Annotated in this window: 22 protein-coding genes and 1 tRNA gene; 13 read left to right on the top strand and 10 right to left on the bottom strand. The window is 36.6% G+C overall.

All coding sequences use genetic code 11. From position 1 onward, the window contains the following. Window positions 1–26: 26 nt before the first annotated feature. Window positions 27–2,552 carry a bifunctional lysylphosphatidylglycerol flippase/synthetase MprF gene (mprF, locus tag KHA96_RS16295; protein WP_213130366.1) on the bottom strand — a complete coding sequence of 842 codons (2,526 nt, stop codon included), beginning with the start codon at window positions 2,550–2,552 and terminating at the stop codon, window positions 27–29. 176 nt (window positions 2,553–2,728) lie between these two features. Here mprF and selD point away from each other — a divergent pair, with 176 nt between their 5' ends. The 3 genes from selD to KHA96_RS23270 all read left to right on the top strand — a co-directional run bounded on the left by selD (window position 2,729) and on the right by KHA96_RS23270 (window position 5,582). Beyond that, entirely contained in the window at window positions 2,729–3,769 is a 1,041-nt protein-coding gene (gene selD / locus KHA96_RS16290) for a selenide, water dikinase SelD (RefSeq protein WP_481748252.1), read from the top strand. A gap of 21 nt (window positions 3,770–3,790) precedes the next feature. Continuing rightward, the gene (mnmH, locus tag KHA96_RS16285) at window positions 3,791–4,855 is read left to right on the top strand and encodes a tRNA 2-selenouridine(34) synthase MnmH (RefSeq protein ID WP_213130364.1); all 1,065 of its coding nucleotides are present in this window, start codon (window positions 3,791–3,793) and stop codon (window positions 4,853–4,855) included. Window positions 4,856–5,417: 562 nt separating this feature from the next. Then, the gene (locus KHA96_RS23270) at window positions 5,418–5,582 is read left to right on the top strand and encodes a hypothetical protein (protein WP_213130363.1); all 165 of its coding nucleotides are present in this window, start codon (window positions 5,418–5,420) and stop codon (window positions 5,580–5,582) included. Between the two features lie 413 nt (window positions 5,583–5,995). Here the strand turns inward: KHA96_RS23270 and KHA96_RS16275 are convergent, their stop codons facing one another. Together KHA96_RS16275 and KHA96_RS16270 are read right to left on the bottom strand one after the other, a co-directional pair. Further along, a complete protein-coding gene (locus KHA96_RS16275; RefSeq protein ID WP_213130362.1) occupies window positions 5,996–6,253 on the bottom strand; it encodes a VOC family protein in 258 nt (85 codons plus the stop codon). Between the two features lie 66 nt (window positions 6,254–6,319). Then, the gene (locus KHA96_RS16270) at window positions 6,320–6,865 is read right to left on the bottom strand and encodes an NADPH-dependent FMN reductase (RefSeq protein ID WP_213130361.1); all 546 of its coding nucleotides are present in this window, start codon (window positions 6,863–6,865) and stop codon (window positions 6,320–6,322) included. Window positions 6,866–7,034: 169 nt separating this feature from the next. Here KHA96_RS16270 and KHA96_RS16265 point away from each other — a divergent pair. Then, window positions 7,035–7,127: transfer RNA gene (locus tag KHA96_RS16265), tRNA-Ser, on the top strand. A 7-nt stretch (window positions 7,128–7,134) separates the two neighbouring features. Here KHA96_RS16265 and KHA96_RS16260 read toward each other — a convergent pair. Then, entirely contained in the window at window positions 7,135–7,593 is a 459-nt protein-coding gene (locus KHA96_RS16260; RefSeq protein WP_213130360.1) for a DinB family protein, read from the bottom strand. A gap of 109 nt (window positions 7,594–7,702) precedes the next feature. Next, window positions 7,703–8,053, bottom strand: a complete 351-nt coding sequence (locus tag KHA96_RS16255) for a hypothetical protein (protein ID WP_213130359.1) — start codon at window positions 8,051–8,053, stop codon at window positions 7,703–7,705. A 170-nt stretch (window positions 8,054–8,223) separates the two neighbouring features. On the opposite strand from KHA96_RS16255, the gene KHA96_RS16250 reads away from it, so the two are divergent. From KHA96_RS16250 to KHA96_RS16225, 6 genes are all read left to right on the top strand, one after another. Then, window positions 8,224–8,937, top strand: a complete 714-nt coding sequence (locus KHA96_RS16250) for a DUF2161 domain-containing phosphodiesterase (RefSeq protein ID WP_249315654.1) — start codon at window positions 8,224–8,226, stop codon at window positions 8,935–8,937. A gap of 56 nt (window positions 8,938–8,993) precedes the next feature. Beyond that, entirely contained in the window at window positions 8,994–9,944 is a 951-nt protein-coding gene (locus KHA96_RS16245) for a hypothetical protein (protein ID WP_213130357.1), read from the top strand. A gap of 440 nt (window positions 9,945–10,384) precedes the next feature. Then, the gene (locus KHA96_RS16240; RefSeq protein ID WP_213130356.1) at window positions 10,385–11,515 is read left to right on the top strand and encodes an MGDG synthase family glycosyltransferase; all 1,131 of its coding nucleotides are present in this window, start codon (window positions 10,385–10,387) and stop codon (window positions 11,513–11,515) included. Beyond that, the gene (locus KHA96_RS16235; protein ID WP_213130355.1) at window positions 11,512–12,120 is read left to right on the top strand and encodes a DedA family protein; all 609 of its coding nucleotides are present in this window, start codon (window positions 11,512–11,514) and stop codon (window positions 12,118–12,120) included. Before KHA96_RS16240 ends, KHA96_RS16235 begins: the two co-directional genes overlap by 4 nt. After that, the gene (locus KHA96_RS16230) at window positions 12,117–12,908 is read left to right on the top strand and encodes a patatin-like phospholipase family protein (protein ID WP_213130354.1); all 792 of its coding nucleotides are present in this window, start codon (window positions 12,117–12,119) and stop codon (window positions 12,906–12,908) included. The genes KHA96_RS16235 and KHA96_RS16230 overlap by 4 nt, the downstream gene beginning before the upstream one ends. A 120-nt stretch (window positions 12,909–13,028) precedes the next feature. Then, the gene (locus KHA96_RS16225) at window positions 13,029–13,454 is read left to right on the top strand and encodes a hypothetical protein (RefSeq protein ID WP_213130353.1); all 426 of its coding nucleotides are present in this window, start codon (window positions 13,029–13,031) and stop codon (window positions 13,452–13,454) included. A gap of 56 nt (window positions 13,455–13,510) precedes the next feature. Here the strand turns inward: KHA96_RS16225 and KHA96_RS16220 are convergent, their stop codons facing one another. Continuing rightward, window positions 13,511–13,735: a hypothetical protein gene (locus KHA96_RS16220; RefSeq protein WP_213130352.1), complete on the bottom strand. Its 225-nt coding sequence runs from the start codon at window positions 13,733–13,735 to the stop codon at window positions 13,511–13,513. A gap of 5 nt (window positions 13,736–13,740) precedes the next feature. Next, window positions 13,741–14,061 carry a YbjQ family protein gene (locus KHA96_RS16215; RefSeq protein WP_213130351.1) on the bottom strand — a complete coding sequence of 107 codons (321 nt, stop codon included), beginning with the start codon at window positions 14,059–14,061 and terminating at the stop codon, window positions 13,741–13,743. 132 nt (window positions 14,062–14,193) lie between these two features. On the opposite strand from KHA96_RS16215, the gene KHA96_RS16210 reads away from it, so the two are divergent. The 3 genes from KHA96_RS16210 to KHA96_RS16200 all read left to right on the top strand — a co-directional run bounded on the left by KHA96_RS16210 (window position 14,194) and on the right by KHA96_RS16200 (window position 16,956). After that, window positions 14,194–15,459: a polysaccharide deacetylase family protein gene (locus KHA96_RS16210; protein ID WP_213130350.1), complete on the top strand. Its 1,266-nt coding sequence runs from the start codon at window positions 14,194–14,196 to the stop codon at window positions 15,457–15,459. Between the two features lie 22 nt (window positions 15,460–15,481). Further along, entirely contained in the window at window positions 15,482–15,982 is a 501-nt protein-coding gene (locus KHA96_RS16205; RefSeq protein WP_213130349.1) for a GNAT family N-acetyltransferase, read from the top strand. 146 nt (window positions 15,983–16,128) lie between these two features. Next, window positions 16,129–16,956, top strand: a complete 828-nt coding sequence (locus KHA96_RS16200) for a nucleotidyltransferase domain-containing protein (RefSeq protein ID WP_213130348.1) — start codon at window positions 16,129–16,131, stop codon at window positions 16,954–16,956. Here KHA96_RS16200 and KHA96_RS16195 read toward each other — a convergent pair. The 3 genes from KHA96_RS16195 to KHA96_RS16185 are packed head-to-tail and all read right to left on the bottom strand — an operon-like array spanning window position 16,945 to window position 19,769. Further along, the gene (locus KHA96_RS16195) at window positions 16,945–17,730 is read right to left on the bottom strand and encodes a hypothetical protein (RefSeq protein WP_213130347.1); all 786 of its coding nucleotides are present in this window, start codon (window positions 17,728–17,730) and stop codon (window positions 16,945–16,947) included. The genes KHA96_RS16200 and KHA96_RS16195 overlap by 12 nt on opposite strands. A gap of 22 nt (window positions 17,731–17,752) precedes the next feature. After that, the gene (locus tag KHA96_RS16190) at window positions 17,753–18,820 is read right to left on the bottom strand and encodes a WD40/YVTN/BNR-like repeat-containing protein (protein ID WP_249315653.1); all 1,068 of its coding nucleotides are present in this window, start codon (window positions 18,818–18,820) and stop codon (window positions 17,753–17,755) included. Then, a complete protein-coding gene (locus tag KHA96_RS16185) occupies window positions 18,792–19,769 on the bottom strand; it encodes a phosphotransferase family protein (protein ID WP_213130346.1) in 978 nt (325 codons plus the stop codon). Before KHA96_RS16185 ends, KHA96_RS16190 begins: the two co-directional genes overlap by 29 nt. Between the last annotated feature and the right edge of the window lie 6 nt (window positions 19,770–19,775).

Raw genomic sequence — 19,775 nt, 5'->3', positions numbered from 1 at the left:
CGCGATGGTAATCGGACTTTAATTTTCTAATCCCTTTTTTTACTAATTAATAATGTAACTTGGGCCATCGTAAAAGTTAGGGACGATTTTTTTCGGTAAGCCAAATATTTAGGCTCCCATTTATCTGCATATTTTTCCTTGAAATTTCTCAATCCTTTGAAGTGGTAAAGAAAGTGACCATGTAAAAATAATTGAGCAGCCATTCTTTCGCTTAAAAACGAAAACTTCGATTGTCCGACATTGGAAAGGGGAGCCATCCCTAAATTAAATGTACGATAGCCGGATTCCTTTGCCCATTCAAAAAGACAAATAAAAATATAATCCATTGTTCCAGATGGAGCATCTGGAATAAAGCGCATCAGATCGATAGAGATTGTCTTTTCATCATCATACATAGGCATGATACTGGCGAAACCAATGATTCCTTCTTCTCCTCTTACTACAATGACCTTTGACATACTTAAGTAATGTTCATCGTAATAACCGAGTGAGAAGCCCTTCTCACTTCTACCATGAAGCCATTTATCTGAAACCTCTTTTAATTGTTGTAAAAGCTCTGTTTGAAAAGGTGGATCAATCAGCTCTGTCCAATAGCCTCCCTTTTCAAATTTATTTTTTATCGCTCTTTTCCCTTTCATTTTCTTCCCGGTAAGTGCAAATTCGTCTAAATCGACAAATGCCTCCTCACCTAATTTGAAAAAATCAAACCCATACTCATGTAAATGAGGAATGACTTTATTGCTTGCCTCATAGAAAACGAGCCGATACCCAAAACGGTCTGCCGATTCTAGAAATTCTTCAATGGCAGAAGGAAAATCTTCTCTAATTCCTACGGGGTCACCTAGAATTATAATTTTATCTGCATATGTTTGATAGCTGAATAGAACGGTTTCTTTTTTATTCCAAAAAACAAATTTATCATGTAAAAAGATAAGATGGGAAAGCACAGTCCCTGTATGCTTTTTAATATGTTCCATTATTTTTTCTTCCTGATGAGTAGAGGGCTCATTCACAATAAGCTTCGGTTTCCGAATAAAATAACCTAAAACTAAAATGAAAGCTGCAATGACAATACCAATGATCCCGCTGTAAAATAAATCGTAATAATCAGTAATGACAAGAGGACGAAGTCTAGCAGGAATATTGAACTTTGATGTTGGTAAATTCATATATCCAATAAATATATACATGGCCGTGATGATCAAGACAACAGTAATGTCGAAAAGGCCCTTCCCCCAAGTTATCACATAACTTTCTCGGTAAAATCGTTTTTTTGACATAAATAAAAGGGCAGCCACGATTAATAAAAAGATTGTTTCTTCATAATCGATCCCTTTTAACACAGAAAAGATAGCTGCAAAAGAAAGTACTAATATGGACAAATAATATGCTCTTTTTACTTTATACTCAATTCCTCTACACAGACCCAATAAAATAAAACCAGCTGCAACCGTCATTTGATGTGAAATTTGCATAATGGGCTGTGATAAAAATCCTTCCGCGATTTTCAGCCTGTACAACACGCCTGGTACAGCAGCTGAAAGCAAAAGAATTAGTCCTGAAATAAAAATAAGAACGGTTAAAGAAATGTGACTAACCCGTTGAAAGAAAATATTTGGCAAGTCATTCCATGAACGATTCCATTTATCCCAATATTCCTTAATGAATAGGATGACAGCGAATAGGAAAGGTAAAATAAAATAGCCAAGCCGATACAATATGAGCAGAAAAAGTACCTTCTCATCAAGAATTCCAAAGATTTGCATTCCCCAAAGGAAAACGAGGTCAAATGATCCAATTCCTCCAGGAATCATACTGACAATCCCTGCGCAAGAGGCAATGACGAAAATAGGGATTAAGCTAGATAAAGGAACGGGAATATGTAATAAATGAGTTAAGTACCAAATAACAAAGAAGACGGCCGCCCATTCAAGCGCTGAAGCAATTACGAGCTTGCCAGCTACTTGAAGTTTTAAAGGTGAACCACTTTTTCGTTTATTTTGAAAAATATAAACACCAATAAATAATGGTAAATATAAAATGACCGCCAATACTGCAAGCATAAGCCACTTAGTTTCCTGAAATAAAGGGAAATTGCGATATCCAATCGGAATGATCCAGGCTATTAATGATATTCCAGTAAGATAAAATAGTGTGACAGAAGCAATTGTTTTTAGTAACCCTTGTTTTTCTATATCGTATTTCGTATAAAAATAACTTCTTAACAGTAAGCCGACGAGACCACCGAAGCCGATAATATTAGAAAAGGTATTTACGATAAAAGACTGTTTCACTAACCTTCTGCGAGATATTTTAATTCCTAGCAATCTTACAATCATCACATCGTATAAAAACATCGGTGAGACGGCACAAAGCGCAATAATGAAAAATAAGGCCAATTCCCATATTTGTAATTGGCTTACTTCTTGTTGGAGTAGATTCAAATCGACCCCTTTAACAGATTTTTGTATTTCCATGACCGCTAATATTAACAATAGGAGCGGAAATGATATTTTCAGCACTTGAAAAAGCTGCTTTTTTTCGATCTTCATATATGTAAACTCCTCTTATGCAAATGTGCCCCTGTTATTGTATCACTAATGCGATATGAATATTAATGGAAAACCATTATATAAGGAGTGTTTCTAATTAGAAAAGTTGCCTGAATATCATCTATAATAAACATAATATTGAAACCAAACAGAAAGGTTGATTAAGTATGCCCCAAATGGATGCAATTAAACTTACTTCTTTATCCTCAAAAGGTGGTTGTGGATGCAAGATTGGCCCCGCAGATTTATCTGAAGTGATTCGAATGCTTCCACCTGCCAGTCCAAACCCAAATCTTTTAGTTGGTCTTGATACTAGCGATGATGCAGGGGTTTATCGACTAGCCGATGATTTAGCCATTGTACAAACCCTTGATTTTTTCACGCCAATTGTAGATGATCCTTATTCATTTGGACAAGTTGCGGCTGCAAATGCTATTAGTGATATATACGCAATGGGAGGAAAGCCATTGACTGCACTCAATATTGTGGCATTTCCAATTGCAACATTAGATAAAAGCATATTAGCAGAAATTTTACGAGGGGCTGCAGATAAGTTGCAGGAAGCGGGAGCAGCGCTTGTCGGCGGTCATTCCATAGATGACAAGGAGCCGAAATTCGGCTTAGCTGTAACTGGTTTGGTTCATCCAGAAAAGGTGAGAACGAATGCAGGTTCCGAACCAGGTGATAAATTAATTTTAACAAAGCCGATTGGTGTAGGAATTTTAACCTCTTCTCTTAAAAAAGGATTATTGAACGAATCGGAAATTAATCGTGTAACAGGGGTCATGGCAACTTTAAATAAGAAAGCAGCCGAAACGATGGAATCTTTTAATGTTCATGCTTGTACAGATGTTACTGGATTCGGGCTGCTTGGCCACTCGTTAGAAATGGCGAAAGGAAGCGGAGTGGGGATTCGAATTATAAAGGATCAGGTTCCTGTTTTAGATAGAGTAAGGGAATTGGCGGAGCAAGGTATTATTCCTGGTGGAACAAAAAATAACCACTCTCATATACAGGATTCAGTATCTTTTCCAGAAAATATGGATACAATTGACCAATGGATTTTATGTGATGCCGTTACATCAGGAGGACTATTAATTTCCATTGCGGGTGATGAAGCTGATGGACTTTTAGCCGAACTCCTTGAGGCTGGAGTCGAAGCTGCTATTATTGGTGAGGTAATGGACGACCATTCAGGTAAAATTGTTGTAATTTAAAAGGTTAAGAGGAGAGATACCATGTTCCGCGACATAGCTATTGAACAAGTGATGGCATTGAGGGAAAAAGGGGAAATTTCACTTATTGATGTAAGGTCTCCATCTGAATTTTACCATTCGACTATTCCAGGCAGCATAAATATTCCGCTGTTTAATGATAAGGAAAGGGCGGAAATTGGGACATTATACAAACAGGTCAATCCGGAAGCAGCGCAAGATCGTGGTCTTGAAATTGTTTCAGCCAAGCTCCCCGATTTTATTAAAGCTTTTAAACAAATAGGTGGGGAGATAACCGTTTTCTGTTGGCGCGGTGGGATGCGAAGCAAAACATCCGCAACGGTTTTAGATTTAATGAACGTGAAAGCGAATCGTCTTCAAGGAGGCGTTCGGGCATATCGAAAATGGGTTGTCGATCAATTAGAAAAGATGCAATGTACTCAGAAAGCATTCATTCTTAATGGGAATACCGGTACAGGCAAGACTCTTATTTTAAGAAAACTACAAGATGAAGGGTACCCTGTAATAGATTTAGAACACATGGCGAATCATCGAGGATCTATATTCGGACAAATCGGATTGCAGCCTCATAACCAGAAAACGTTCGACTCCCTCTTAATCGACCGTTTAGTTGAATTACACAGTGCCCCTTACGTTATATTTGAAGGAGAGAGCAAACGAATTGGTAGAGCGGTACTGCCAAATTCATTGAATAACCTCAAAGAAAAAGGCATCCAAATTTTTATCGAGGTGCCAATTGAGGAAAGAGTCCAGCATATTTTAGACGATTACCGACCTTGGGAATATAAAGCTGAATGTATGGAAGCATTTCAAAAAATAAAGCCGCGCATCCATACTCCGATAGCCGCAGAGATAGAGAGAAGCTTACAAATTGAGGAATTTTCTATTGCTGTAAGATTATTATTGGAATACTACTACGATCCACGATACAAATTTACGGCAGACCAGTATCCAGAGAGTCAGAAAGTGATCTTAAATGCTAGGAATGTGGATGAAGCGGTTGAGAAAATAAAAAAGCTGATAGATCAGCAAAACTTGAAAGCAGGCAATAGAATGGCATCTATTTGATGGGAAATACAAACAGAATTTTTATGCTTGTGCTTTTCTAGCGTATTGGTTCCCTTAGTCATTGAAAAAGAAATGGTAAAGGTAATCAACCGCATGATTGGTTCCCTTAGTCGTTGAAAAAGTGATGGCAAAGGTAATCAATCGCATGATTGGTTCCCTTAGTCGTTGAAAAAGTGATGGCAAAGGTAATCAATCGCATGATTGGTTCCCTTAGTCGTTGAAAAAGAAATGGTAAAGGTAATCAATCGTGTTATTGGTTCCCTTAGTGTTGGAAAAAGAGATGGTGAAGGTAATCAATTTTGTTATTGGTGCCCATACTTGTTGGAAAGAGACTGTTAAGGTCAGCAATGTTCAAATTGTCGAACTTGATCTTCAAAGGAAAAAATGTCGATAATAGTGCTTCTTAAAACGTAACTAGTAATTAGCATCGAATTTAATACTATTCCGCATAAAAGAAGATACGGCATATCCCGTATCTTCTTCGGCTTTTACTTATAGTATTTCTTCTTATGATGAGGCTTGTGGTGTTGTTGATGGTGGCCATAGTGCATCATATGATGTGGTGAGTATGCTTGGTTTTGTAGCTGGATTTGGGTTTGGTCAAGTCCATAGTGATGATGCCCATGGTGATGGTGTCCATGATGTCCGTGATGCCCGTGATGATGGCCATGGTGGTGACCATGATGATAACCAGAATGATGCATTGGGTAGCCTTGGTAACCCATAGGATAATTCATAGGCATTCCGGGATTTCCATAAAACTGTCTTTCCATTTAATCACCTCGTTTGTTCATGTTCTCTATCCAGTTTATGTCCACAGGAAGAAGATGAAACCAGTAGCGCTGGAAATGGGTGAAAAACGGTGATTTTAGGGAAAATGCCGATAGAATGACTGTGTTAATACAACAAATTCTATGCATTATTAACAAATTATTTATACGTAAAATTATTAATAAACGAATCTAAAAGAGTATAGTTTTTTCAGTAAAGTTCCACGCTTGTGGAGCACAGCCAGCAGTACACGTCACCTATATCGATATTTTCTATCATCAGGGTTTAGGAGTAAAAAACGAATGTACTTGTTTCTGGATGTATTGCTAAAGCTGTTATGCCAATGTTCTTAAATGGCGAAATTAGGTATTATTTCGAAGGTCCCCCAATACAAAAACGATACCCATCTACATCATAGACAAGAACTCCTCTCATACCATATAGCAGATTTATAAGTTTCGCCTCCAAAATGGCGCCTTTTGTCTTAAGATCTTCATACATTATATCTACATCATCTTCCCAAATGTATGTATCCATAAATCCATTTACGGTATGGTTTGGACGAATGAACTGTATTAAGCGAAAAAAGTCATGTCTTGCATTCATAGATTGCATGTAAGAACACATTTAAAACAAAAAAGCCAAAAATATTCATAAAAAAACTCTCTTCACACTAGAAGAGAGTCAAAATCCTTAATAATCACTGCCTAACTGTTCTGTCATCTTAACAAGAATCGTTCCAAAATCCGTGATTCTTTCTTTCACTCGTTTATCGATGATGATATTATCTTCAGGATCAAAGTGGTCAAAGTTAACAAATATATTCTTTGGAGGAATTATCCCTCCGAGAAAACGAATGATTGGCTCCAGATGGAATTGGGCTACCATGAAATGTTTATCCGAGCCGGCATTGGAAATATAACCGACAACTTTACCTTTAAAAGCTCGCTCCGGCATTAAATCCAACAAGTTTTTTAAGCTTCCAGATATCGACGCTTGATAAATCGGCGTACCAATCACTATACAATCTGCTTTTAAAATCTTTTTCACGACTGCTTGGGTGTCATCATTATAAAAAGATAACGGCAAGCCTTTCATAAACTCTATATCAAAATCCTTTAGATCAATTAACTCAAGTTCTATATCTGAATTGGCTTTCTTCACTGCAAATAAACAATCGTTAACCATTTGTGATGTTTTTTGACCTGAAAGTGCACCAGAAATACCGACAATCTTCAAAAGTCCTCCTCCAATCAAACTCCAATTTCTATTTCTTATTATACCCTTGATAAATATAGCTTATTTTATCATTAGACTCTTAAAGGAAACTGTTATATAATTTTTTGTGCGGTCACTCGCAAAGACTATGACATTGGTTCAATACCTATTACAAGCATTCCTCATATTTGGAGAAGTACCCAAGTCCGGCTGAAGGGGACGCACTCGAAATGCGTTAGGGCGGGCAACTGCCGCGTGGGTTCGAATCCCACCTTCTCCGCCAACCAAACTTATATTAATTTCTTTATATCTAAAATTGTTTGCAAATGCATTCCTTCGTGAAAAATTGTGCGAACCAATACTTGTTCAATCGTATGCATCCCCATCTCAGTTGGAGAAAATTTTTCTTCCAATCTATTGCCATATTCTCTTTTTATTTCATTAGGCTGCTTCGTTAGTAGAACTTTAAGTTCTTCGTATGTAGGAGTTTCGCTTGTGAAATTCTTTGGCGATGTTCCAAATCCAAACCATTTATTAAATTCTTCTGGAACCGCAGTATCTTCTTTTGTTACAGCCTGAATCCATAAATATTGATCAAGATAAAGATGTCCTAAATTCCAGCGTATATTATTACTGAATCCTTCAGGGATTATTTCTGCTTTTTCTATGGAGACATCTTCCAGTACACTTAAAACATAACTTCGATACGTTTCCATTTGCTTAAATAAAATGATATGTCGCTGCTCCATCTATAAAAACCCCTTTATGGTTGATACAAATAGATTCAATTAAAACATCTCTTTTTCCTTCCTGGAAATAGAAAAGCTCCAATCTAATAAAAGATTGGAGCTTTTACATTTATTGTTTATCTGGATTGAACATTTTATTATAAGTCAAACGATCTTCTTTAAGATCTCTGATTTGTAAAATATTCCTTGTTTTTAAATAGAAACTTTTGAAGCTTGTTCCATCTTCATTTTCGTATAAAATTACACGTTGATCATCATTGTCTTCTTCAAGACTTTCTTTATATGTAGCATTTGGAATGTATTCTTTAACGATGGAGTATTCAGGGAATTTTGCTACTTCACTCGTTTCGGATGCGTTATTTTCTACAACGGCATCTTCTTTTTCTGCTGGCTTTTCACCATTTCCGCATGCTGCAGTTAATAATAAAGTACCCATTATTAAAAATAATAGTTTTTTCATGTTGTCTTCTCCGTTCTATTCATAAGATTTTTCCACATATAAATGTTAGTCATTTATAATTGGATTAGGCACTTTTGATATAATAACTCGTTTGAAATTATATTGCAATAATTCTGCTTGATTGTTCATAATTATTTAATTAAGAAAATATTCAATAAGTGGGCGAGATGATGAAAATATATGAAGTTGATTTATATGAGCCAGTTCAACAATATTTTAAGAGATTAGGATATAAGGTTCATGGGGAGGTACACCATTGTGATGTAGCGGCGTTGAAGGAGGAACATCTAGTTATCGTGGAATTAAAGTTATCCTTAAATATCGATCTCTTAATTCAAGCTACGAAAAGACAGCGTCTTACAGACATGGTTTATATTGCAATACCAAAACCAAAATTCAGCCTAAGAACGAAAAAATGGAAAGATATTTGCTATTTAATGAGAAGATTGGAATTAGGGCTCATGATTGTGTCTTTTCAAAAATCAGGTGCGTATGTGGAGGTTAAAATCCATCCAAGTCTTTTTGACCGAAATAAAAGCATGCAGGTAAGCAGGAAAAAAAGGGACAATATCATGAAAGAAATAGAAGGCAGGCATGGCGATTATAATATAGGTGGCAGTAATCAGACAAAAATCATGACTGCTTATAAAGAAAACTGCATTCATATCGCTTGCTGCCTTGAACGGTTTGGACCACTTTCTCCAAAGCTTTTGCGTGAATTCGGAACAGGAGATAAAACCCTCTCTATCCTTCATAAAAACTATTATGGATGGTTTGAAAGGATAAAAAGAGGAACTTACATTATTAATGAAAAAGGGAAAATAGAAATGCAATCGTATCCCGAAATAGTTGACTTTTATAAAAAGTCAATGAAAGGTTTATGAAAACTCACGAAACTTCCTCCCGTATTTAACCGTAATCTATATAAGGGGGTGTCTCTATGAGGCAGGATATATATGATCGGCAAATGGAACTGACAATGAAACGAACTGAGCGGGATCGTATAAAGCGTCGTTTAAACGGGGCGGAAAAAAGATTAGATGAAGCAATCGATTCGCGCGACAGATTATATAGAAGATTAACGAAGGAACAACAAGATATAGCAAAACTGGGCAAGTTTTCGTTTACTAATAAACTTAAAGCTTGGACGGGAAAATGGGATGAACAGATGGAGAAGGAATTGGCCGAGGCTGCTGAGGCGGAGCTAAAATATAATGAAGCTGAAAAAACGGTGATGGACCTTAAAATGGAAACGGAAAAATTACGAAAAGAAATGCAAAATCCTGATTTTACTTATATTGATGAGGACTGGACCGATTTTTTAAAGGAAAAAGAAATATGGATTAGACAAAATGATTCCGTTGCAAATAGCACTCTGCAAAAGATTGCAGATGTGCGAGTATCCTTGCGGTCAATGATGCGTGAACTTGGCGAAGCAGAGGAAGCGGGCCGTAAAGCTATCCGTGCATTGGATGCTGCTCTCAATAAATTAGGCTCTGCTGAAGGTATGTCCATGTGGGATACTTTTCTAGGTGGGGGATTAATCGTCTCTGCGATTAAATATTCGGAAATTAATAGTTCGGAAGATTTGATCCATCGTGCTCAGCGTGCCTTGAGGCATTTTGAAACAGAGTTGATGGATGTTCAAAATATTGCAGCAGAATCGTTCACTATAAATAAAAAGGATATTTTTACGTTTACTGATCTCTTTTTTGATAATATTTTTTCCGATTGGATGGTGCATTCGCGAATAACAGATGCAAAAAGTAAACTTAATCAAGTCCTTCAAGATGTAAGACGTGTGCTTGATGGTTTGGCAAGAAAAAAAGACGAAGTAGACCATGAATTAAAAAGGCTTGATGTACAGGAACAGGACATCATAATATCATAACTATTTTCCTATACTAACACATACGAAAAGACTCATTTTTCGTATGTGTTTTTTTACAAAGTAAAGAAAGTATAAAATTTTATACGATCCTTATTTAAAACAAGTCTTTCATTGTCTAGCTTCAGGCGCCCAGCGACTAGCAAACTTTCAGCTTCTTCCTACGATAAGTCAACATCGGCTCGTTCCTCGCCGTGTTTCCTTTATCTCGTCAGAAGCTTAAAAAGTTTGTACGTCGCTGAACGGGCGCCTTGCGCTTTTCTTTGTGTAGGGTTTTACTTTTAGCTTTCGTCTATAGAAGTGTCATGTACATAAGCTTAGGGAATATAAAGAAAGAACAAAAAATCAGTCTTAGGTCTGAGTAAATGATTAGTCTGTGGCGGGGTTCATCCGTCTTCAATATTTCGTATGCTAATAGTGAATCAATGAAAGGATTGAACGGTATGAAAAAAATATTATTTTTCCCACTGTTAAGGATGCCGTCGGGACATCATCAAGTGGCTGATACCATTGCAAACTATATACAAAAGCGAAACCCCACCATTACTTGTAAAAAAATAGATTTACTGAGTACTTGGAACCCAATTGTGGAAAGTGTTGTAACGCGAACGTATCTTGAATGGATTCATCATTTTCCCAAATCATATGCTAAAGCTTATCGTCACATGGCGCATTCTACTAAATCCCAGCGTTCCTATAAATATTATGAAATTCTATTTATGAAAAAGATGAAGCAAATATTAAGAGAAGAAAAACCAGATCTTATCATCTGTACACACGGCTTTCCATCCTATATTCTTAGTAAACTTAAAATGAAGAGTGAAAATATCGCACCAGTCATTAATGTTTATACTGATTTTTTCATTAATGATGTATGGGGGAAAAAAGGGATCGATTATCACTTTGTTCCAAATCAAAAGGTAAGGAAGGATTTAATACAACAGAATAACATTTCTGAGGAACAAATATTTATAACTGGAATTCCTATAGCTGAACAAATAGAAGAGAGTATAAGAACAAAGAAAATGAATGAAAATTATCGAATCCTTGTTTCAGGCGGCAGTGTAGGTTTAGGAAATATTACGGACCTCATGAAGCAGCAAAAGAATGATTCGAAAATTGAATATTTAGTTTTATGTGGGAAAAATGAACATTTATTTCGGAAATTAGAGAAGCTAAATCGTGCTAATATCCATCCACTTCCATATATCAGTTCGCGAGAGGAAATGAATCATTTATACGACGATGTAGATGCCATCGTGACGAAGCCAGGCGGCGTAACAATTAGTGAGGCACTGAAAAAGAGGCTGCCAATCTTTATTCATTCAGCACTACCGGGACAAGAGGAAATCAATTTAACGAAATTAAAAGAGCTAAATCTCGTGCATGAGTTAGAACAAAACCAATCATTGTCTGAACAAATCACAGGCTTTTTCAGCCATTCATTTGATGAATTCCAACATTCTTTAAAATCTTATTTAATGGAATTGAAAACGGGGAATCCTGATGATATTTCCAATATGATTCATTCTTTTATGGGAGCCAATGAAGAAAGAAGGATTGCTGTCCAATGATTCAACAATTTTTGGAGTGGCTGAATACAATAGGAATTCCTGGTTTATTTATCGTCATGTTTCTAGAAGGTTCTTCTTTGCCTTTTCCGGGTTTAATTGTTGTTCTTTCGTACGGCTATGTGTTGTCGCCCGGATATATACAGACGATATTTTTAGCGGGTGGAATGGCCATCTCGTATAGTATTTCTAGCCTTATTCCGTATTTTATAGGGCAGAAGCTTGAAAAGCATTTTCCGATGCGATTTAAAAAAGGGCTAAAGAAAGGAACTGCCTTCTTTAAACGATACGGAATCTGGAGCATCGCGCTATCGCGTCCATTTGGAATTGGAAATTATATCTCATATGTTGCGGGAATGAGTAAAGTAAACATATTAAAATATTTAACTTTAACGTTTGTCGGTATTTATCCTTGGTCATATGTCATGATTCTTCTTGGAGATTATTTAAAAGGAAATTATGATGCATTTAAAAGTTATACCAGTTCATTTGGAATATATGGTTATGGAATTGCCATTATTGCCATAATAACGTTCTTTACACTATATAAAATAAAACAGAGAAAAAGGGATTTAACAGAATTAAGAGAGGGAGGTAGGGGCAATTGAAAAGAACAGGACTTTCACTAGGGGGTGGTTCTCTTAGGGGTGTTGCCCATATTGGAGTTTTGAAGGAATTGATGGAACAAGGGATAGAAGTCACTCATATTGCAGGAACTAGTGCTGGTGCAGTAGTTGGAGGTTTATTTGCGAGTGGAATGCACCCTGGTGAGATGATGAGTGTCCTCCATGATTTGTCAATACGCCGCCATATTGACATTGGTTTTAATCGTAAAGGCTGGATTAAAGGGGATCGAATTTACCAAACTTTATTAAAACTGACAGAAGGAAAACATTTTTCAGATTTAAATATTCCCTTTGCCGTCATTTGTGTGGACTTAGTATCAGGAGAAATGATGGTCATTGATTCTGGAGAAGTGGCGATCGCTATCCGTGCCAGCATTGCCATTCCAGGAGTATTTTCGCCCGTTGAGGTAGGGAATAAAATCTTAGTGGACGGATATATTTTGAATAACAATCCTGCTGATATTGTCAGAAGAATGGGGGCTGAAAAGGTTACATCCGTAAGGGTTCAAAGCTCACATGTTCATCAGCCGACAAATCTATTTTCAGTGTTGAATAGATATATAGATATTGCAAGTGACCTAAATACGGATCGCTGTCTTGAAGAACATGCCGACATATTAATTGACATCGATTTACAAGACATTGGCCGCTTTGAAACAAAATCTTTATCAAAGGTCATTGAATTAGGACAGTTACAGGCGCAAAAAGTTCTTTTCCATAGGCAAAGTAAAGTCATCTATATGGACCAGTGGATGCAGAAGGTTCATTAAGATCTCTTTGGAGTCAAATAATCACCTTGTCTTAGTGGCAAGGTTATTTATATACGAATGAATTTAAATGTAACAAAGCCTCCAATATTTTCGTCTTTATTATTGGGGGAGGATGTTAGAGTGGCAAAAAAAATTACATTTATCGCAATTACAATTAGCTTTTTTGGAGCTTTTTTAAATGGATATATAGTGTTGCAATATAAAGAAAAGAAAATAAGCGAGGCTGCGAATCTGAAGTATAGTGAGGTTACAAAAATAGTATTTTATGATGGTAGAGGGAAAAACCCATCTTACACTGTTAAAGATAAACAAAACATAAATGAATTCGAAAAGCTTTTGGATCGTTACATAATTAAGAAAGAAAAACAGAATGTAGATGCTAAGGGATGGATTCATATAGTTGACTTTTATAGTGGAAGCAACAGGCTGACAAGTATTACTTTTAATAATCCATTAGAAATAAACGGGAAATATTTCGATATAGTAGAAGGCCCAGCATTGCCCGGAAGTATTGATGAATTTTTGGAGTCAGCAAGTCAGAATTAATATTAAAAAGCACATTTTTTAAGGTGCGTTTAAAATGTGCTTTGCAATGAATGAAATTATTCTTCCTTATAAAATCTCTCTCCTGTATCAGGATTAAAATAGACGACCAGTCTTTTTTGCGTTGTTGGATCAATTGACACTTCCTTAGTGCGGACAAAACCGTCAGGAACTTTTTGACCGTGTTTTGTTTTAAAACGACGGTCCCAAATAAACCAAGAACCGAAAATTAAGATAATCGCTATGACGATTTGCAAACCATAAAATCCAAGGAACCATTTCATTATCTCTATTCCTCTTCAGCTACGACAGCGGTTCCGTACGCAACGATTTCACTCATGTTTTGGCCGATCTCTCCTGAATCAAAGCGCATCATAATAATCGCATTTGCACCCATTACTTTCGCATTTTCAACCATCCGATCCATTGCTTGCTTCCGTGCATCTTCCAACATTTCCGTGTATTGATTAATCTCTCCGCCGACTAACCCTTTTAAAGCAGCAACGATATCTTTGCCCAGACCGCGTGCTCTAACAGTTAAGCCAAACACAGGACCTTTAACTTCTTTGATTTTATAATGAGAAATACTTTCTGTTGTGACGATTATCATGATGGGTCAACTCCTTATTATATGATTTATCATTATTTTACCTGAATGTTATTGGAGAGTCATTAGTGTATTTTTTATCAGGATTTTAATTGTTATAATTAGATATGAACATTTTTCAGTGAGGAGCAGACCATGCTTAGAACAATACTGATTTTAATTTTATCTTTTTTCACAATCTTATCAGGCTGTGATGCAAATAAAACAGTGCCAACGAAGGATTTGCCACAGAGCAGCATTGATTTACATCCAAAGGAAGATTCCTCTTCTTTCATGGGGTTAGATCAAGTCATGAAAAGGGCTGAAAAAGGAATGGTGGCAGGTTCGCCATTTAATGTGTTTGATAGTACGATTCAGCAAGTGAAGTCTAAGTGGGGAGAACCTACTCATCTTGACCGTGTCGCCGTTGGTTCATACGCGACTTATAGTGAAAAACAGACCGTTTTTGGATTTAATCAGGATGGTGAAATTTATGATGTACGTAGCTATGGTCCTGATTTACATGAATTAACGATAGAAATAGTTGAATCTGAACTGGGACAACCGAAAGATATTAGATTCAATGATCAAGAAAGTATTTACGTTTATGAATTGAAGGAGCAGATTGAGCTAAAATTCATTTTTCCTAATAAAACTAAAAATGTCGATCATATTTCGATTTATAATCCTAGGCTTGCTGAGGTTGAAAAATACGTTCTCGATATAAAGGGCAATTCGAATCAATTAACGGACAATGCTTGGAAAAGTATGCAAGATTGGCGAGCCCAAATTAAAAGCTTTTCAACAGAGTATCAAAGTGTATTTTTAAATGGGCCAAATAGAAAAAGTGTCGCTTTAACTTTCGATGATGGACCTGACGATGCGATTACTCCTGCAATTATTGATATATTGAATGATTATAATGTAAAAGGGAGTTTTTTCTTCTTAGGAAGTAATGTAAAGCGATATCCAGAGGTGGTAAAGAAAGCGTATGATGGCGGTCATTTAGTTTTAAGCCATAGTTACAACCATGTAGAGCTAACAAAGTTAGGAAAATTAGAAGTTGAAAAAGAAATAGTGGATGCTGGTAAGGCTATCCAATCTATCATTGGAAAGAAGCCAGCTATCTTGCGAACACCTTATGGGGATACAAGTGATCAAGTAGTCTCTATTTCTGAAGAAAACGGGTATTCCATCGTTCTTTGGTCTATAGACACGTTAGACTGGTCACAAAGAGAGGCAAATAACATTGTTCATAATGTAGTGGAAAATGTTCGCAATGGCGATATTATTTTAATGCACTCAGACTACGATAAAATCGAAACAAAGAAGGCACTGCCATTGCTAATTGAAGCATTGGAAGAAATGAATTTTGAAGTCGTGGACTTGGAAACGTTGTTAAATATAAAGGCTTATCAATGATAGCGAAATGGGGTATGCGTAAATGTTAGAAATTAGGGATTTAATGAAAGAAGATTGTAAGACAATTTCAACAGCATTTAAGGAGCAAGGCTGGAACAAACCGGCATCTCAATATGAGAGCTACTTTTTAGAACAAACAGAAGGGACTAGAAAAGTTCTTATTGCCGAGTACAACAATCTTTTTGCCGGCTATTTAACCATTAGATGGAAATCTGACTATGAGCCGTTTTTTTCTGCACGTATTCCAGAAATAGTAGATTTGAACGTATTAATGAAATATAGAAAAAATGGAATTGCTACTGCTCTTATGGATGAAGCAGAAACAATCGTTAGCGAAAAATACAATTGTATAGGGATTGGTTTCGGACTTATGAGTGATTACGGAGCCGCCCAAAGATTATATGTGAAAAGGGGTTATATACCAGACGGATTAGGGATTTCTCAAAATGGGAAATTCTTGACTTATGGTGATCAAATGACTGTTGATGATGATGTAGCATTATATTTAACCAAAATATTATAAAAGTAAGTGATTATTAACCGAATAAACATCCAATCAAACGTTTGATTAAACGAATGAAGACGTAGATAGCCGATATAGCGGGCGCTTTTTATTAATCAAACATTTGATTATTCTACTATAAGCTTTATTAAAAAGGAGAAGCACAAATGAACCGTCCACAATCTTGGTCTAACTGTGACGAAGATATTAAATCGTTTGTTATAAAGCTAATAGAAAAAATGAAAGATGAGCTGGACAGTAATTTGGTAGGTATTTACCTTCATGGTTCGTTAGCGATGGGCAGCTATTACCGCCCTAAAAGTGATATTGACTTAATTATTGTCGTTGATCATAAGCTAGAAAATAAAATGGCTCGTGGCGTTGGTCGTGCTATCGCATTAGAATCTATAAAAAGGCCTACATTAGGTGATAACGAATTAAGCATCATAACTAAAGATGTCGCAAAACAAGTACCAGTGCCAACTCCATTTGAACTGCATTATAGCTCTGAATGGGCTGATATGATACTAAATAATGAGGTGGATTATAGTAAAGAGGTTACCGACTCTGATCTTCCTTCACATCTGACGTATGTTTTCCAAAGAGGGATTTGTTTGTATGGGCAGCCGATTCAAGATATTTTTGGTCAATATCCATGGCATTTATTTATGGAAGCCGTCATTTCCGATTTAGAGTGGATTCTTGAAAATGAAAATATTTTAGAATCTCCTTATTATAGTATTTTAAATATTTGCCGCGTATTTCAACTGGTTCACGAAAATATCCAAAAGGTGCATAGTAAAGATGAAGGCGGTGAGTGGGGGCTGTTACATTTGCCTGAAACATTCCACCAACTTATTCAACGTGCTCTTGATGTTTACCGCTCTCCGAAATTAGTAAGTAAAGAAAAAAGAAAAACAGGCGGCAACGAGTGGGACGCACTCAAACTGCTCACCTTAAGAGATTATGCTCGGGAAAAGCTTTTATCTAGTTAGCATTTCATATAAAAATGGTTGAATGATCTTTTTATCTTCATTACCCATATCACCAACAACATCAAAATATAGATCCATTATCTCAAAAAGAACCGTTTTGATACTTTTATCATTCATTTTTACTTCATAGGTTCTTTTTAGTTTGGGTGTAAATGGACTATCCAGATGATCTATCGATTTATCAAAATCGTAGTTGATGCCATTTTGAATACAGAGGAGACGGATAATTTGGTCGCGGATAAAATCAATGTCTTTTAATGCTTTAATATATTGCTGTCGTTTCAACGCCACAGCTGCACTTCGGAAAAATTGCCAAATAAAACTTAAGGAATCTTTTACAGCAGCATTTATTTCTGAAGCATTTAGCGATGATAATGATTCTTCAAGCAGCCTGTCAATCTCGTCGTTCTCACGGTCAAAAAGAACCTTCCAATGTGGCTTTGTAGCTCTAAGCTTAGACTTCGACCATACGCCTAAATCCAGTTCCAAGAAATCATCAAAAAAGAAACAAGTCACGAAAATATCCTCTTCATGACGATAAACCTTTTTTTTAAGTACATGAAAATGTTGATGTATATATTCCTTAAGACGATCGTGAATGAGGCCGGCATCCTCGCTATTTTTCACAACAATTAGCAGGTCAAGATCAGAAAGTTCATCTCTAAAACCGCTAGAGCCCGAACCTACTAATAATAGACTTTGAATACCACAAATTGTTTTTGAGTATCTAGTAATCTCATTTAATAATTTTGTTCTATCTTCATATCGATACATAACAATCTCCTATTAAGTAAACTTAAACTGCAACAAACCAACGAACTCGCTCTTTTACTAATGCTTTGGGCCAGTCTAAGGGCAACGGTATCCAGCTCTTCCCTGTATCGGTCGATTGAAAAATTCCGATATTATTTACAGCATAAAATACCCCAGGCTCCGATTCGTGAGAAATAAGCGAAAAGATAGAAGAGCCATCTCTTTTCGGCAATCCATTATTAATAACTTCCCATGTTTTCCCGCCTTCCCGCCGCACAATTACGGTATTTGCCCTTTCAGGATCATAGGCAGAATGTGCACCTTTTGCTGCGGAAGCAATCATAATATCGGGATTAGCAGGGTCGACAGCTATATCAACAAGGTACGTATCTGAATCAAGTCCTTCATTAAACGTTGTCCAGGTTGCGCCGCCATCCAGTGATTCTGCAAATCCACCACCTGCTGCTTCATAAATACGATTTTTAGCAAGTGAATTCATCGTTAAAGTATGGCAATCATATTGAGACTCAGGTTTACGGTCCTCCCAATGAACCCCTTTATCAACACTTTTCATCACGCCACCAAGTTCAATTCCAACGTAAATCCTTTTCTCGTCATGAAGATCTGGTTGAATCCAGCGGACATGATGGGTGTGTGGGCGAGGAGGGAAGCGCCAGGTAGGCTTTGACGGTAAATCAAGGAGCTTTGGAAAATGAGTCCATGTTTTCCCGCCATCTTCCGAACGAAATAGTTCACTCGGCTCTGTTCCTGCCCAAACGACGCTATAATCATTCATTACTTCAGTTGGGCTAACCGCAACGCTTAAAACACGATTGTGATAAATCCCTTTGCCTGCTGGCTCCCACTTCATGCCATTATTATCGCTTATCCAAAGACCGTGATTAAAAGTTCCTCCATACATCCTTTCAGGTCGAATGGGATCTACTGCCAAACAATAGAAATCATGCGGTGCCTTCATTTCATTGAGACTCCAAACAGAATCATCTTTTGTAGCTTGAAAAATAGAATGACCAGCTACAAAATACAATGCAGATACCATGTCATCATCTCCAAATTGTTTTTTACAATTGCCATGTCTTTGCTTTCTCAATCTCTTCCATTAACACAATTCTAGCTTTCTGCTCATTTTCTTCGTTGTTTGGGTATTTTCGATAATGCGCTTCGATAATAATCAAAAGGAGGTTGTATATTTGGTACAGACTTAATAAACATTGCTCGCGCTTGGAAAAAGAACTTTCTCTTCCGTATCCATTCTTAAATCCTTCGTTTTCTTCGGCAAACCCGAAAACAAAATCTAGAAGAGGGTCCCCATATAGTGATCTTTCATAATCAGTAATTCCAGTGATTTGTAGAGTAGTAGGATCAATAAAAATATTACCCCACCATAAATCACGATGCACAAAGCTAGGTGTTTCAACGGTATCTAAGATAAAACACTTATCTAAGAACACTTGTCTCAGCTCTTCAAAACTTAAGGGGAGCTTAATAGCTCCATCGATTGCATCAAGAATTAAGTCATCAATAAATGAAATCATCGCATCAGACCATTTTTTATATCCCTTATGACCAGAAAAAGTGTAACCAAACGCCTTTCCTTTCATTTTGTGAAATTGTTTAGTGTATGCCCCAACTTGATGGCTTATTTTATAAAACTCTTCCTTAGAAAGTTGGCCATATTGTTGATCTAAGGGCTTGCCGGGAATATAATTCATAAAAAAATAATTATGGTCGATTACATCTTTGTTAAAATTAGTATGGAGCACAGAAGGAGTGGGGATATTAGTATTATTTCGAACGTGATTAAGGACCTGTACTTCTGACTTTATGATGTTTTTTTCTGTTCGCAATACTTTGATATCACTTGAATGTGCGACCTTTAAAACAGCTTTTGCATCGTTGTTCTCAAGCGTGATTAAGTAAGCTGCATTAAAGAAGCCGCCTTTAAGCTCTTCAATAAATCTCGTGCTCTGTTCGAAAGCGGACATTGTTACATTGCGTATTTCATCATTCGACAGTTTTGTTTTCGTTATACTATCCAATACATT

The sequence above is a fragment of the Bacillus sp. FJAT-49711 genome, assembly GCF_018343715.1.
GTDB lineage: Bacteria > Bacillota > Bacilli > Bacillales > Bacillaceae_C > Lederbergia.
This window is presented reverse-complemented; position numbering and strand designations above follow the sequence as displayed.

Coding starts and splice junctions, on each gene's coding strand:
- mnmH (WP_213130364.1), top strand. CDS start 3,791: ATGTTCCGCGACATAGCTATTGAACAAGTGATGGCATTGAGGGAAAAA.
- KHA96_RS16200 (WP_213130348.1), top strand. CDS start 16,129: ATGAACCGTCCACAATCTTGGTCTAACTGTGACGAAGATATTAAATCG.
- mprF (WP_213130366.1), bottom strand. CDS start 2,552: ATGAAGATCGAAAAAAAGCAGCTTTTTCAAGTGCTGAAAATATCATTT.
- KHA96_RS16220 (WP_213130352.1), bottom strand. CDS start 13,735: ATGAAATGGTTCCTTGGATTTTATGGTTTGCAAATCGTCATAGCGATT.
- KHA96_RS16250 (WP_249315654.1), top strand. CDS start 8,224: ATGAAAATATATGAAGTTGATTTATATGAGCCAGTTCAACAATATTTT.
- KHA96_RS16260 (WP_213130360.1), bottom strand. CDS start 7,593: ATGGAGCAGCGACATATCATTTTATTTAAGCAAATGGAAACGTATCGA.
- KHA96_RS16255 (WP_213130359.1), bottom strand. CDS start 8,053: ATGAAAAAACTATTATTTTTAATAATGGGTACTTTATTATTAACTGCA.
- KHA96_RS16275 (WP_213130362.1), bottom strand. CDS start 6,253: ATGTGTTCTTACATGCAATCTATGAATGCAAGACATGACTTTTTTCGC.
- selD (WP_481748252.1), top strand. CDS start 2,729: ATGGATGCAATTAAACTTACTTCTTTATCCTCAAAAGGTGGTTGTGGA.
- KHA96_RS16215 (WP_213130351.1), bottom strand. CDS start 14,061: ATGATAATCGTCACAACAGAAAGTATTTCTCATTATAAAATCAAAGAA.
- KHA96_RS16235 (WP_213130355.1), top strand. CDS start 11,512: ATGATTCAACAATTTTTGGAGTGGCTGAATACAATAGGAATTCCTGGT.
- KHA96_RS16210 (WP_213130350.1), top strand. CDS start 14,194: ATGCTTAGAACAATACTGATTTTAATTTTATCTTTTTTCACAATCTTA.
- KHA96_RS16240 (WP_213130356.1), top strand. CDS start 10,385: ATGAAAAAAATATTATTTTTCCCACTGTTAAGGATGCCGTCGGGACAT.
- KHA96_RS16245 (WP_213130357.1), top strand. CDS start 8,994: ATGAGGCAGGATATATATGATCGGCAAATGGAACTGACAATGAAACGA.
- KHA96_RS16195 (WP_213130347.1), bottom strand. CDS start 17,730: ATGTATCGATATGAAGATAGAACAAAATTATTAAATGAGATTACTAGA.
- KHA96_RS16205 (WP_213130349.1), top strand. CDS start 15,482: ATGTTAGAAATTAGGGATTTAATGAAAGAAGATTGTAAGACAATTTCA.